The 15,158-nt window shown below is 52.0% G+C and carries 9 protein-coding genes; 6 read left to right on the forward strand and 3 right to left on the reverse strand.

Annotated features, from left to right (window positions below; genetic code table 11):
• Nucleotide 1: 1 nt before the first annotated feature.
• From mukF to NNO03_RS08895, 6 genes are all read left to right on the forward strand, one after another.
• Nucleotides 2–1,324: a chromosome partition protein MukF gene (gene mukF, locus NNO03_RS08870; RefSeq protein ID WP_048212134.1), complete on the forward strand. Its 1,323-nt coding sequence runs from the start codon at nucleotides 2–4 to the stop codon at nucleotides 1,322–1,324.
• Complete coding sequence (gene mukE / locus NNO03_RS08875) at nucleotides 1,305–2,009, forward strand: chromosome partition protein MukE (protein WP_137382828.1); 705 nt, start codon at nucleotides 1,305–1,307, stop codon at nucleotides 2,007–2,009. The genes mukF and mukE overlap by 20 nt, the downstream gene beginning before the upstream one ends.
• On the forward strand, nucleotides 2,009–6,469 hold the full coding sequence (gene mukB, locus NNO03_RS08880) for a chromosome partition protein MukB (RefSeq protein WP_271449320.1): 4,461 nt from the start codon (nucleotides 2,009–2,011) through the stop codon (nucleotides 6,467–6,469). The genes mukE and mukB overlap by 1 nt, the downstream gene beginning before the upstream one ends.
• Nucleotides 6,470–7,462: 993 nt before the next feature.
• Nucleotides 7,463–9,214, forward strand: a complete 1,752-nt coding sequence (gene ldtD / locus NNO03_RS08885; RefSeq protein ID WP_271449321.1) for a L,D-transpeptidase — start codon at nucleotides 7,463–7,465, stop codon at nucleotides 9,212–9,214.
• Nucleotides 9,215–9,390: 176 nt separating this feature from the next.
• A complete protein-coding gene (locus tag NNO03_RS08890) occupies nucleotides 9,391–9,939 on the forward strand; it encodes a YcbK family protein (RefSeq protein ID WP_003831948.1) in 549 nt (182 codons plus the stop codon).
• A gap of 28 nt (nucleotides 9,940–9,967) precedes the next feature.
• Nucleotides 9,968–10,615, forward strand: coding sequence for an MBL fold metallo-hydrolase (locus tag NNO03_RS08895; protein ID WP_202039015.1), 648 nt, complete (start codon nucleotides 9,968–9,970; stop codon nucleotides 10,613–10,615).
• 54 nt (nucleotides 10,616–10,669) lie between these two features.
• Here NNO03_RS08895 and aspC read toward each other — a convergent pair whose 3' ends face one another.
• From aspC to asnS, 3 genes are all read right to left on the reverse strand, one after another.
• Nucleotides 10,670–11,860: an aspartate transaminase gene (gene aspC, locus NNO03_RS08900; protein ID WP_137382832.1), complete on the reverse strand. Its 1,191-nt coding sequence runs from the start codon at nucleotides 11,858–11,860 to the stop codon at nucleotides 10,670–10,672.
• A gap of 183 nt (nucleotides 11,861–12,043) precedes the next feature.
• The gene (ompF, locus tag NNO03_RS08905) at nucleotides 12,044–13,120 is read right to left on the reverse strand and encodes a porin OmpF (RefSeq protein ID WP_271449322.1); all 1,077 of its coding nucleotides are present in this window, start codon (nucleotides 13,118–13,120) and stop codon (nucleotides 12,044–12,046) included.
• 613 nt (nucleotides 13,121–13,733) lie between these two features.
• Nucleotides 13,734–15,134, reverse strand: a complete 1,401-nt coding sequence (asnS, locus tag NNO03_RS08910; protein WP_202039013.1) for an asparagine--tRNA ligase — start codon at nucleotides 15,132–15,134, stop codon at nucleotides 13,734–13,736.
• Between the last annotated feature and the right edge of the window lie 24 nt (nucleotides 15,135–15,158).

Consider the following 15,158-nt stretch of genomic DNA (forward strand, 5'->3'; position numbering starts at 1 on the left):
TATGAGTGAATTTTCCCAGACAGTCCCCGAACTGGTTGCCTGGGCCAGAAAAAATGACTTCTCCATCTCTCTGCCGGTAGACAGACTTTCGTTCCTGCTGGCGGTGGCCACGCTGAACGGTGAGCGACTTGACGGTGAGATGAGCGAAGGCGAGCTGGTGGATGCGTTCCGCCATGTGAGTGATGCGTTTGAGCAAACCAGCGAAACCATCGGTGTTCGCGCCAATAACGCGATTAACGACATGGTACGTCAACGTCTGCTGAACCGCTTTACCAGCGAGCAGGCGGAAGGTAACGCTATTTATCGTTTAACGCCGCTGGGGATTGGCATCACGGATTACTATATCCGCCAGCGTGAATTCTCTACATTGCGTTTGTCGATGCAGTTGTCGATTGTTGCTGGTGAGCTGAAGCGCGCGGCAGATGCCGCCGCGGAAGGTGGTGATGAATTCCACTGGCACCGCAATGTCTATGCACCATTGAAGTATTCGGTAGCGGAAATTTTCGACAGTATCGATTTGACTCAGCGCATTATGGATGAGCAGCAGCAGCAGGTAAAAGACGATATCGCACAGTTGCTGAACAAAGACTGGCGGGCGGCAATTTCCAGTTGTGAAATGCTGCTGTCTGAAACGTCTGGTACGCTGCGTGAGCTGCAGGATACGCTGGAAGCCGCAGGCGATAAGCTGCAGGCGAACCTGTTACGCATTCAGGACGCAACGATGGCGCATGACGATTTGCATTTCGTCGACAGGCTGGTGTTCGACCTGCAAAGCAAGCTCGACCGTATTATCAGCTGGGGTCAGCAATCCATCGATTTGTGGATCGGCTATGATCGTCACGTGCACAAGTTTATTCGTACCGCTATTGATATGGACAAAAATCGCGTCTTTGCCCAGCGTTTACGTCAGTCTGTCCAGAGCTATTTTGACGATCCGTGGGCGTTGACCTACGCCAATGCCGATCGTCTCCTGGATATGCGTGATGAAGAGATGGTGCTGCGTGATGAAGAGGTCACTGGCGAGTTGCCCGCTGACCTGGAATATGAAGAATTTAACGAGATCCGCGAACAGCTGGCGGCAATTATCGAAGAACAGTTGGCTATCTATAAATCCAGACAAACGCCACTGGATCTCGGATTGGTCGTGCGCGAGTATCTGGCGCAATACCCACGTGCGCGTCACTTCGACGTTGCGCGTATTGTTATCGATCAGGCGGTACGTCTTGGCGTAGCGCAAGCAGACTTCACCGGACTGCCAGCCAAATGGCAGCCGATTAATGATTACGGAGCCAAGGTACAGGCGCATGTCATTGACAAATATTGAACAAGTGATGCCGGTCAAGCTGGCGCAGGCGCTGGCGAATCCGTTATTTCCGGCGCTGGATAGCGCCTTACGTTCGGGCCGCCATATCGGCCTGGATGAACTGGATAATCATGCCTTCCTGATGGATTTTCAGGAATATTTTGAAGAGTTTTACAGCCGCTATAACGTGGAATTGATTCGTGCACCGGAGGGGTTCTTCTATCTACGTCCGCGTTCAACCACGCTTATTCCGCGCTCGGTCTTGTCTGAACTGGACATGATGGTCGGTAAAATTCTTTGCTATCTCTATCTCAGCCCGGAACGTCTGGCGAATGAAGGGATCTTTACCCAGCAAGAACTGTACGACGAGCTGCTAACGCTGGCTGATGAAGCCAAATTGCTGAAGCTAGTGAACAACCGTTCAACCGGTTCAGACGTTGACCGCCAGAAGCTACAGGAAAAGGTACGCTCTTCACTTAACCGCCTGCGCCGTTTAGGCATGGTGTGGTTTATGGGTCACGACAGCAGCAAATTCCGTATTACGGAGTCTGTGTTCCGCTTTGGCGCGGATGTGCGTAGCGGCGACGATCCACGCGAAGCACAGCGTCGCTTAATTCGTGATGGTGAGGCGATGTCGGTCGAGAACCACCTGCAGCTCAATGATGAGCCAGAAGATAATCAGCCGGACAGTGGAGAGGAAGAATAATGATTGAACGCGGTAAATTTCGCTCACTTACGCTGATTAACTGGAATGGTTTTTTTGCTCGTACGTTTGACCTTGATGAGCTGGTTACCACGCTGTCGGGTGGGAACGGGGCGGGTAAATCCACCACCATGGCGGCATTCGTTACAGCGCTTATCCCGGATTTAACCCTGCTGCATTTTCGTAATACCACCGAAGCCGGCGCAACCAGCGGCTCACGCGATAAAGGTCTGCACGGAAAGCTGAAAGCAGGTGTCTGTTACTCGATGCTTGACGTGCTCAACTCGCGCCATCAGCGTGTGGTCGTCGGCGTGCGTCTGCAGCAGGTTGCCGGGCGCGATCGTAAAGTGGACATCAAACCGTTTGCGATTCAGGGGTTGCCGATGTCGGTGCAACCAACCCAACTGGTTACGGAAACCCTGAACGAACGCCAGGCTCGCGTTCTGTCTCTCGCCGAGCTGAAAGAGAAGCTTGATGAGATGGAAGGTGTGCAGTTTAAGCAGTTTAACTCAATCACCGATTATCACTCGTTGATGTTCGATTTGGGCATCATTGCCCGTCGTCTGCGCTCTGCGTCCGACCGTAGTAAATTCTATCGCCTGATTGAAGCCTCGCTGTACGGCGGTATCTCCAGCGCCATTACCCGCTCGCTGCGTGATTACCTGCTGCCAGAAAACAGCGGCGTGCGTAAAGCGTTCCAGGATATGGAAGCGGCGCTGCGTGAAAACCGTATGACGCTGGAAGCCATTCGCGTCACCCAGTCAGATCGTGACCTGTTTAAGCATTTGATCAGCGAAGCGACTAACTATGTGGCAGCGGATTATATGCGCCACGCTAATGAACGTCGTATTCACCTCGACAAAGCGCTGGAATATCGCCGTGAACTGTACACCTCGCGCCAGCAGTTAGCGGCTGAGCAGTATAAGCACGTGGATATGGCGCGCGAGCTGGGTGAGCATAACGGCGCGGAAGGCGATCTTGAAGCCGATTATCAGGCGGCAAGCGATCACCTCAATCTGGTGCAAACTGCGCTGCGTCAGCAGGAAAAGATTGAACGCTACGAAGCGGATCTTGAAGAGTTGCAGATTCGCCTCGAAGAACAAAATGAAGTCGTGGCAGAAGCTGCCGATCGCCAGGATGAAAATGAAGCCCGTGCGGAAGCTGCCGAGCTGGAAGTGGATGAGCTGAAAAGTCAGCTGGCCGATTACCAGCAAGCGCTGGACGTTCAGCAAACGCGAGCCATCCAGTATACTCAGGCGATTCAGGCACTGAGCCGAGCCAAAGAGCTTTGCCATTTACCCGATCTCACCGCCGACAGTGCCGCTGAATGGCTGGAAACCTTCCAGGCCAAAGAGCAGGAAGCGACCGAGAAGTTGCTGACGCTGGAACAAAAAATGAGCGTGGCGCAAACTGCGCACAGCCAGTTCGAGCAGGCTTATCAGCTGGTGGCGGCTATTAATGGTCCATTGGCGCGTGGTGATGCCTGGAGCGTCGCGCGTGAGCTGCTGCGCGAAGGTGTTGAACAGCGTCATCTGGCGGAACAAGTTCAGCCATTACGCATGCGTCTGAGCGAGCTGGAACAGCGTCTGCGGGAACAGCAGGAAGCCGAGCGTCTGCTGGCTGAATTCTGCAAACGTCAGGGTAAGCATTTCGATATCGATGAGCTTGAGGCTCTGCATCAGGAGCTGGAAGCGCGTATTGCCGCCTTGTCTGACAGCGTATCGTCTGCCAGCGAACAGCGGATGGCACTGCGTCAGGAACAGGAACAGCTGCAATCCCGTATTCAGCATTTGATGCAACGAGCTCCGGTCTGGCTGGCTGCGCAAAATAGCCTGAACCAACTGAGTGAACAGTGCGGCGAAGAATTTACGTCCAGCCAGGACGTAACGGAGTATCTGCAACAGTTGCTGGAACGTGAGCGTGAAGCCATTGTTGAACGCGATGAAGTCGGCGCGCGTAAAAATGCAGTTGATGAAGAGATTGAACGTCTAAGCCAGCCGGGCGGGGCGGAAGATCAGCGTCTGAACGCACTGGCAGAACGTTTTGGCGGCGTGCTGCTGTCTGAAATCTATGACGATGTTAGCCTCGAAGATGCGCCGTACTTCTCTGCACTGTATGGCCCTTCGCGGCATGCCATCGTGGTGCCGGATCTGTCGCTGATTACTGAGCAACTTGATGGGCTGACGGATTGCCCGGAAGACCTCTACTTCATCGAAGGGGACCCGCAGTCGTTTGATGACAGCGTCTTCAGCGTCGATGAACTTGAAAAAGCGGTGGTGGTGAAAACCGCCGAGCGCCAGTGGCGTTACTCCCGCTTTCCAACGGTGCCGATTTTTGGTCGTGCCGCGCGTGAAAGCCGTATCGAAACGCTGCACGCTGAGCGTGAGGGGCTGTCTGAACGTTTTGCGACGCTTTCATTCGACGTACAGAAAACACAGCGTCTGCATCAGGCATTTAGTCGCTTTATCGGCAGCCATCTGTCGGTAGCGTTTGAGGCCGATCCAGAAGCCGAAATTCGTCAGTTGAATAGCCGTCGCGTTGAGCTCGAACGTGCGCTCACCAACCATGAAAATGATAACCAGCAAAGCCGTACGCAGTTTGAACAAGCGAAAGAAGGTGTTTCTGCCCTGAACCGTCTGCTGCCGCGTTTAAATTTGCTTGCGGATGACACATTAGCCGATCGCGTGGATGAAATTCGCGAACGCCTGGATGAAGCTCAGGAAGCGGCGCGTTTTATTCAACAACATGGTAATCAGCTGGCCAAACTGGAACCGATGGTTTCCGTTCTGCAAAATGACCCAGAGCAGTTTGAACAGCTGAAAGAAGACTACGCGTATTCTCAGCAGATGCAGCGTGATGCGCGTCAGCAGGCCTTTGCACTCACTGAAGTCGTTCAGCGTCGGGCGCATTTTAGCTATTCTGACTCTGCCGAAATGCTCAGCGGTAACAGCGATCTGAATGAGAAACTGCGTGAGCGTCTGGAACACGCGGAGGCTGAACGTACCCGTGCTCGTGAGGCTTTGCGCAGCCATGCCGCACAGCTAAGCCAGTACAATCAGGTCATGGCCTCGCTGAAAAGCTCTTATGACACCAAGAAAGAACTGCTGAACGATTTACAACGCGAACTGCAGGATATTGGCGTTCGTGCTGATAGCGGTGCGGAAGAACGTGCGCGTATTCGTCGTGATGAACTGCATGCGCAGCTTAGTAATAACCGTGCTCGCCGTAATCAACTGGAAAAAGCGCTAACCTTCTGCGAAGCAGAGATGGAAAACCTGACCCGCAGATTGCGCAAGCTTGAGCGCGATTACCATGAAATGCGTGAGCAAGTGGTGACCGCGAAAGCCGGCTGGTGTGCCGTGATGCGGATGGTAAAAGACAACGGCGTTGAACGTCGCCTGCACCGTCGTGAGCTGGCTTATCTTTCCGGTGATGAACTGCGTTCGATGTCGGATAAGGCGCTCGGTGCGCTGCGCCTGGCGGTGGCGGATAACGAGCATCTGCGCGATGTACTGCGCATGTCTGAAGATCCCAAGCGACCAGAACGTAAAATCCAGTTCTTCGTGGCGGTCTACCAGCATCTGCGTGAACGTATTCGTCAGGATATCATCCGTACAGACGATCCGGTCGAAGCCATCGAGCAGATGGAGATTGAATTGAGCCGTCTGACGGAAGAGTTAACCTCCCGTGAACAGAAGCTGGCTATCAGCTCGCGAAGCGTGGCGAACATCATCCGTAAGACTATCCAGCGTGAGCAGAACCGTATTCGTATGTTGAACCAGGGTCTGCAAAGCGTGTCGTTCGGTCAGGTAAACAGCGTTCGTCTGAACGTAAATGTGCGTGAAACACACGCGACTTTGTTGGATGTCCTGTCCGAGCAGCATGAACAGCATCAGGACCTGTTTAACAGCAACCGTCTGACCTTCTCTGAAGCGCTGGCGAAGTTGTATCAGCGTCTTAATCCGCAGATCGACATGGGGCAGCGTACGCCACAAACCATTGGTGAAGAACTGCTGGATTACCGCAACTACCTGGAAATGGAAGTTGAGGTTAACCGTGGTTCTGACGGTTGGTTACGTGCTGAATCGGGCGCGTTGTCCACGGGGGAGGCGATCGGAACCGGGATGTCAATCCTCGTGATGGTTGTACAAAGCTGGGAAGATGAAGGTCGCAGACTGCGTGGGAAAGATATCTCGCCATGCCGCCTGTTGTTCCTTGATGAAGCCGCACGACTCGATGCCCGCTCCATCGCAACCCTGTTTGAACTGTGCGAGCGTTTGCAGATGCAGCTGATTATTGCAGCGCCGGAAAACATCAGCCCGGAGAAAGGCACAACTTACAAACTGGTGCGTAAAGTCTTCCAGAATACCGAACACGTTCACGTGGTGGGGCTGCGTGGTTTTGCCCCTCAGTTACCTGAGCCGTTACCTGGGATAGAAGATGCCTCTTCGCAGGCAAGCTAAGTAAAAAGGCGGTGTTAAAGCCTAATGCCTGTCAGTTAAGCATGTAGGGTGAATATGTGATTCTTGCTCAGGGTTCCGTTCACCTCAGCAGTATCACTTCTCTGAATCACAGATACCTGTGAACGTGCAAGGGAGGCTCGCCGCCGCCTCCCTTGCAACCCAGGCTCCCGGCGGGAAAATCGTCGCTGCGCGAGTTATTCGTCTTATGCCGTCTGCCTGTCGGGGCGGGGCCGAGCCTGCGTCCCTGCAGGCCGTCCTCTCTGCCCGCATCCCTGCGGGCAGCCCCGGTCAGCCGTCAACGTCTCATCGATTTTCAGCCGGACCGAGGATATCGCTTCTACTCTCTGACTTTCAGGTATTTCGGTTTCGCTGTTTGAAAAAACGGTGGAAATGGTCAGATGTGGGCTGGTCCGGCTGAAAATTGCCGACGTGTTTCCGTAAGGCCGGGAGAACCCGCAGGGATGCGGGTTCAGGGTGCGTGCTACAGGGATGTTGCATCGCGCCCGGCCCGGTAGCCTGGAGGAATAAGCGGAGAGGATTGCGCAGCAACAATTTTCCGTGCCGGGAGCCGGGATTGTTAAGGGTGCGGCGATAGCACCCTTAACACGTTCACTGGCGTTCAGTGTACAGAGAAGCGATGAACATGAGGTGAACGGAACCCTTTCTCTGAGAGAGCATGTTCATTACCCCGCCAACACATGTTGATGCTTTCTGAAACTGAAATGTTAACTGAACAGCATTAGGCGCTAAAGCCGCCTTTTTCTTTTCCGACATACACATGATACCTGGTGTAATTTCTTTAGACTTCTTTACATTAGGTTAGGCAAAAACGATTTGATGTTTATATACTGAAGGTAAGCCTAACGCGTCGCCGGGCTTGCTCGTCATACTTCAGAATGTATTGGCGTTTTACAGGCCCGCTCCCGTGAGAGTAACGGGGAATACAGGCGGTCTGGCTACTCAAAGTATGATAAAGAAAACAGGGGGCAAGGGATGTTGCTTAATAAAATGTGTGGTCGTCGGCTGTCGGCAATCAGTTTGTGCCTGGCCGTAACATTCGCTCCACTGTTCAACGCGCAGGCTGATGAGCCTGAAATGATTCCTGGCGACAGCTCTGCGGCCGTCAGCGAACAGCCTACAGCGTTATCGCAACCGCAGGTACAATCTTACGCGACCGGTGTGATGGCGGGAATTCAGTCTCTGCCCGATGGCACATCTGTGGATAAAGCTCGCGCTGAATTGCAATCTCAGCTACCAGCAGGCTATACGCCGGTCTATATGAGCCAGCTGGAATTGCTGTATGCCGCACGCGAAATGAAACCGATGTGGGAAAATCGTGACGCGGTAAAAGCCTTTCAACAACAGTTAGCCGAGGTGGCGATTGCCGGTTTTCAGCCGCAGTTTAACGCCTGGGTCGCGTTACTGACTGACCCGGCAGTCACAGGTCTGGCACGTGATACTGTGCTTTCTGATGCGATGATGGGCTATCTCCACTTCATTGCAAATATCCCCGTCAAAGGTAGCCGCTGGCTCTATAGCGATAAGCCTTATGCACTGGCAACACCACCGCTCTCCGTTGTTAACCAATGGCAGGTGGCGCTGGACAACGGTCAGCTAACTTCATTTATCACCAGCCTTACACCTCAGCATCCACAGTATGCTGCGATGCATGAGTCGTTGCTGAAGCTGGTGGGGGATTCGCGACCCTGGCCACGGTTGACCAGCACCACGACGTTGCGCCCCGGTGAATGGAGTAATGATATCCCGGCACTGCGCGAAATTCTGCGCCGCACCGGAATGCTGAACGCCGGTGTCAGTACTTCTGCCAAAGAAGGGCGTAGCGCCTACGATCGCGAACTTGTTGACGCGGTGAAACGTTTTCAGACATGGCAGGGGCTTGGGGCCGATGGCACGATTGGCCCTGCAACCCGCGACTGGTTGAATGTCACGCCTGCTCAGCGCGCAGGGGTGCTGGCGCTTAATATTCAGCGTTTGCGCCTGCTGCCGAGTGAGTTGTCTACCGGCATCATGGTGAATATTCCCGCGTACTCGTTGGTGTATTACCAGAATGGCAATCAGGTGCTGGCTTCCCGTGTTATCGTCGGACGTCCCGATCGTAAAACACCGATGATGAGCAGTGCGTTAAATAACGTGGTTGTAAACCCGCCGTGGAATGTGCCGCCGACGCTGGCGCGTAAGGATATACTGCCTAAATTGTGGAACGATCCGGGGTACCTTGAGCGTCACGGGTATACTGTAATGCGCGGCTGGAACAGCAAAGAGACGATAGATCCGTGGCAGGTTGACTGGGCTACAATCACCGCTTCGAATCTGCCGTTCCGCTTCCAGCAGGCACCGGGCGCGCGTAATTCTCTGGGTCGCTATAAATTCAACATGCCGAGTTCTGACGCCATTTATCTGCACGATACGCCAAACCATAATTTGTTCCAGAAGGATACTCGGGCACTAAGTTCTGGCTGTGTGCGCGTGAATAAGGCCTCGGAACTGGCGAATATGCTGCTGCAGGATGCTGGCTGGAATGATACACGCATCTCGGATGCCCTGAAGCAAGGGGATACGCGATATGTCAATATTCGCCAGAATATTCCGGTCAACCTGTACTATCTGACAGCCTTTGTGGGAAGTGATGGACGTACGCAGTATCGAACAGATATTTACAATTACGATCAGACAGCGCGATCCAGCGCACAAATCATGTCGAAAGCTGAGCAATTAATCAGGTAAATGAAGCAGTTCGAGGAAAATGATTGTCGTAAGTTATGATGAAAACGGGGCAGGATGGCTGTAAGCCCCGTATTTCCTGGGTTTGGGAGCCTTGACGTGGACTACTTAGCCAGATAAGGTTTCCCGCGTGCGCTAGAGCATACATACGATAACATTGACCTGTAGACCTTAATACCATGGACAAATTTGACGCTAATCGCCGCAAATTGCTGGCGCTTGGTGGCATTGCCCTCGGCGCTGCCATCCTGCCCACGCCTGCGTTTGCAACTCTCTCCACCCCACGTCCGCGTATATTGACGCTGAATAACCTGCATACCGGTGAGTCAATTAAAGCAGAGTTTTTTGATGGCAGGGGCTATATTCAGGACGAATTAGCAAAACTTAATCACTTTTTCCGTGACTTTCGGGCGAATAAAGTGAAATCCATCGACCCGGGATTGTTTGATCAACTCTTCCGTCTGCAGGGACTGCTGGGTACGCGTAAACCCGTACAACTGATCTCCGGCTATCGCTCCATCGATACCAATAACGAACTCCGTGCACGTAGTCGTGGTGTGGCAAAGAAAAGCTACCACACGAAAGGACAGGCCATGGATTTCCATATTGAAGGCATCGCATTAAGTAATATTCGCAAAGCTGCGTTATCTATGCGCGCAGGTGGTGTAGGATACTACCCCAGCAGTAACTTTGTGCATATTGACACCGGGCCTGCACGGCACTGGTGATCCGTAAGCTTAATGAAACAGGAGCTGTATGAACTATCGTATTATTCCGGTCACTGCATTCGCCCAGAACTGCTCGCTAATCTGGTGTGAGCAGACGCGTCTGGCCGCACTGGTCGATCCCGGCGGTGATGCCGAGAAAATCAAACAGGAAGTCGATGCCAGCGGTCTGACGCTCATGCAGATCCTGCTTACTCATGGTCATCTCGACCATGTTGGTGCGGCGGCAGAACTGGCACAGCATTACGGTGTACCGGTTATTGGGCCGGAAAAAGAAGATGAGTTCTGGCTGCAGGGGCTGCCTGCACAAAGCCGTATGTTTGGCCTGGGTGATTGTGAGCCGCTAACGCCCGATCGCTGGTTAAACGAAGGCGATCGGATTAGCGTCGGCAACGTAACCTTACAGGTATTGCATTGCCCGGGTCACACGCCTGGGCATGTCGTCTTCTTTGATGAACAATCAAAGTTACTGATTTCCGGCGACGTGATTTTCAAAGGTGGCGTAGGGCGCAGTGATTTCCCGCGTGGGGATCACAGCCAATTGATTGACGCTATCAAACGTAAACTCTTACCGCTGGGTGATGACGTGACGTTTATTCCGGGTCACGGACCACTCTCTACGCTGGGTTACGAGCGGCAGCATAATCCGTTCCTGCAGGATGAAATGCCGGTTTGGTAACACGACAGATAAATAAAAAGGCCGCGATGCGGCCTTTTTTGTGTGTGCGATAGATTACAGAACAGCGACAATCGCTTCGCATAACGGCGCCATGTTGTCTGGCGTCATTCCTGCTACGTTTACACGTCCGGAAGCAACAGCATAAACACCAAACTCTTCACGCAGACGCAGAACTTGTTCTTTCGTCAGGCCGCTGAATGAGAACATACCGTTCTGTTTGATGATAAAGCTGAAATCGCGGTTTGCCCCTTTCTCCTGCAACGTATTGACGAACAGCAGACGCATGCGCTGAATGCGTTGGCGCATGTCAGTCAGTTCCTGTTCCCAGATTGCACGTAGCGCATCGTTGCTCAGAATTGTCGCGACAACTGAGGCACCGTGTGCCGGTGGGTTGGAGTAGTTCGCACGGATGACTGATTTCATCTGGCTAAAGGCACGGTCAACGGTTTCTGCATCGGCAGCGACCAGCGTACAGGCACCTACACGCTCATTGTACAGACCAAAGTTTTTGGAATAGGAACTGGCGACAATCAGCTCTTTATGCAGCGCGGCGAATGCACGCAGACCTTCTGCATCTTCTTCCAGACCACGAGCAAAGCCCTGGTAGGCAAAGTCGAACAGTGGTAACCAACCTTTGTCGACTGACAGCTGAGCCAACGTTTGCCATTGCTCCAGCGTCGGATCAATACCGGTCGGATTATGGCAGCAGCCGTGGAATAATACGACGTCGCCAGCTTGTGCTTCAGCCAGGCTTGCCAGCAGCGCATCAAAGTCCAGTGAATGGTTTGCCGCATCGTAATAGTTATATTCACGCACTTCCAGACCAGCTGAATTAAATACGCTCTTATGGTTCGGCCAGCTTGGGTTGCTGACCCACACGCGTTTTGCGCTGGTGTTTTTTGCCAGGAAATCAGCGGCCACACGCAGGGCACCCGTACCACCAGGGGTCTGCGCTGTACGCGCGCGCTTGTCATTAATCAGTGCACTTTCTTTACCAAACAGTAATTCCTGAGTGCAGCGACCAAACTCTGGAATACCGTCAATGCCAAGATAGTTTTTGGTGGTTTCATTTTCCAGGATATATTGCTCGGCTTTTTTAACGCTGGTCAGTACCGGCGTTTTGCCTGTCTCATCTTTATATACACCGATTCCGAGGTTTATTTTCCCCGGGCGGTCATCGGCACGAAACAAATCAGCCAGGCCCAAAATGGGGTCGGCAGGAGCGGCGGTAATGTTCTCAAACATGACGAGGTTCCATTGTGGTTACAGAAGGGAAGTCCGCTATCAGGTTAACGGTAGATTTACAAAATGCCAACCGTTAGTGACGAAAAGCAGGGGTGTTTTTTGAAGACGCAAGAATCCGCTGGCGGAGATAAAAAAACAGGACCGAAGTCCTGTTTTTTAGGCATTTAGCAAAGAGGTCTGCTATTAGAACTGGTAAACGATACCCACTGCAACGGTGTCGTCAGAGCCTACGCCCAGTTTGTTGTCAGAATCGATCTGGTTGATGATGTAATCAACATAGGTGGACATGTTTTTGTTGAAGTAGTAAGTCGCGCCCACTTCGAAGTAGTTCACCAGATCTACGTCACCGATACCTTCGATATCCTTACCTTTAGATTTGGTATAGGCGATGGACGGACGCAGACCGAAGTCGAACTGGTACTGAGCAACTAACAGTACGTCTTCAGTTTTGTTCGCATAACCGTTAGAGATACGGGTTGCGTTGCGGGTTTCGCTGTAGTTTGCTGCCAGGTAGATGTTGTTAGCATCGTATTTCACGCCGGTAGCCCACTGCTCAGCTTTGTCGCCATGGCCGCGCAGAAGCGGGTTTTGCTGGGCATCGGTACGGTCAGCCGCGCCGTATGCACCGACGATACCGAAGCCTTCGAATTCGTAGCTTACAGAACCGCCAACGCCGTCACCATTAGAGCGACGAACGTCATCACGCTCGTTTTTACCCAGGTACTGAACAGCGAAGTTCAGGCCTTCAACCAGACCGAAGAAGTTGGAGTTACGGTAAGTCGCGAGGCCACCGTTACGCTGGGAGAAGAACTGGTCGGAAGCCGCAGTATCGCCACCGAATTCTGGCAGCATATCGGTGTAACCCAGTGCATCGTATACGACGCCGTAGTTACGACCGTAATCGAAGGAGCCTGCGTCACCGAATTTCAGACCAGCAAACGCCAGACGGGTTTTGTTCCCTTTCTGAGAGTCGTCACCGCCTTCGGAGTTATTGCCGCTGAACTGGTATTCCCACTGGCCGTAACCGGTCAGTTGGTCGTTAATCTGAGTTTCCCCTTTGAAACCAAGACGGGCGTAAGTCTGATCGCCATTAGGTGCGTAAGCGTTTTCACCGTTGTTCTTGGAAAAATAGTGCAGACCTACAGCTTTACCGTAGATGTCTACTTTATTGCCATCTTTGTTATAAACTTCTGCAGCGTTAGCTGCCCCGGCTACCAGCAGAGCAGGGATAACCACTGCCAGAATATTGCGCTTCATCATTATTTATTACCCTCATCGGTTTTTATATGACACCTGCCACTGCCGCCAATGAATTCCGTCAATAAAAATTTACGGAACTATTGATGAGAGTTTGGTGTCTTTATGTGTCTGCAGGCATCTTTCCATTCAAACTACCGTTTCGCTACTGTCAAAGTGCTACAAATATAAAGATTTAGTTTCAAAAAGAAAAAATGTGTAACAAAATGTTATTTTTATGCAACTTTGTGAACGACTTCAAATTTCAGCTGTCCCTGCGATTGAATTTTGCTCATCTTTATCTATTTATATGATTTTCTTATACTTAATTTTGCTAACGACATTTTTATCTAACCCTGCTTAAAAGAACCATTTTTACAAATGCTTATTTTGGACGTCCAGAACGCCGTGCGGATGGGTAATAAATGCTCTATTTGATCATGAAGTGCTAATCCACAATAAAAATAGTGATTATTTTTTGTTCTTAAATGTTGCAGTGAAACATCACGTAACAGGAAGGGGGAATTTACGGGTTGAGTTTAGTGCGGGATGAGGGTCCATCTACGGTGAAAAATGCAGCAATGCGCTGAACGTAAAAAGGCCAGCAGTGCTGGCCTTTAAGGTTAAAACGATAGTGTTAGAAGCTGGCGTTACGCGGTGTACGCGGGAACGGAATAACGTCGCGGACGTTCTGTACGCCGGTGACATAAGCAATCAGGCGCTCAAAGCCCAATCCGAAGCCGGAATGCGGAACGGTACCGTAGCGACGCAGATCGCGATACCACCAGTAATCTTCTTTGTTCAGACCCATTTCCAGCATACGGGCATCCAGCACGTCCAGACGCTCTTCACGCTGAGAGCCACCGATGATTTCACCGATTCCCGGTGCCAGCACGTCCATTGCCGCAACGGTTTTACCGTCGTCGTTAAGGCGCATATAAAACGCCTTAATATCTTTCGGATAGTTTTTAACCACCACCGGCGCTTTAAAGTGTTCTTCGGCAAGATAGCGTTCATGCTCAGAAGACAGATCGACACCCCAGTAAACCGGGTTTTCGAACTGTTTGCCGCATTTTTCCAGAATGCTTACCGCATCGGTGTAATCCACCTGTGCAAAGTCAGCATCAATGAAACGTTCCAGGCGTGATACCGCGTCTTTGTCGACACGTTCGGCGAAGAACTTCATATCATCCGCACGTTCTTCCAGTACGGCCTTGAACGCGTATTTCAGCATTGCTTCAGCCAGACCTGCAACATCGTTCAGATCGGCAAAAGCGACTTCCGGCTCAAGCATCCAAAACTCTGCCAGGTGACGGCTGGTGTTGGAATTTTCCGCACGGAAAGTCGGTCCAAAAGTATAAATTTTGGACAGTGCACAGGCATAGGTTTCGCCGTTCAACTGACCGGAAACTGTCAGGAAGGCTTCTTTACCAAAGAAGTCTTTATCGAAATCGACTTTACCCTGATCGTTGCGTGGCAGGTTTTCCAGATCCAGCGTTGACACGCGGAACATTTCACCGGCACCTTCGGTATCGGAAGCGGTGATCAGTGGGGTAGAAACCCAAAAGAAACCCTGCTCATGGAAGAAGCGATGCAGCGCTTGCGCCAGCGTATGGCGTACTCGCGCAACCGCACCAATCATATTGGTACGCGGACGCATGTGTGCGACTTCACGCAGGTACTCAATACTGTGACGTTTCGCAGCCATGGGATAGGTATCAGGATCTTCAACCCAGCCGGTAACTTCAACTTCCGTTGCCTGAATTTCAAAGCTCTGTCCTTGTCCTGGTGACGCAACGACTTTACCCGTTACGATAACCGAACACCCCGTCGTCAGGCGTAATACGTCCTGATTGTAATTGGGCAGAGAATTATTGATGACGGCCTGTACAGGATCAAAGCAGGAACCGTCATAAACGGCGAGGAAGGAGATGCCAGCTTTTGAATCTCGGCGGGTACGCACCCATCCGCGCACGGTGACTTCGCTGTCAACGGCTACGCGGCCCTGGAGTACGTCGGCTACAGGCACAACGCTCATAATATTCTCTCTGTTAATAGTCGG

This window comes from Citrobacter sp. Igbk 16 (assembly GCF_028069755.1).
Lineage (GTDB): Bacteria > Pseudomonadota > Gammaproteobacteria > Enterobacterales > Enterobacteriaceae > Citrobacter.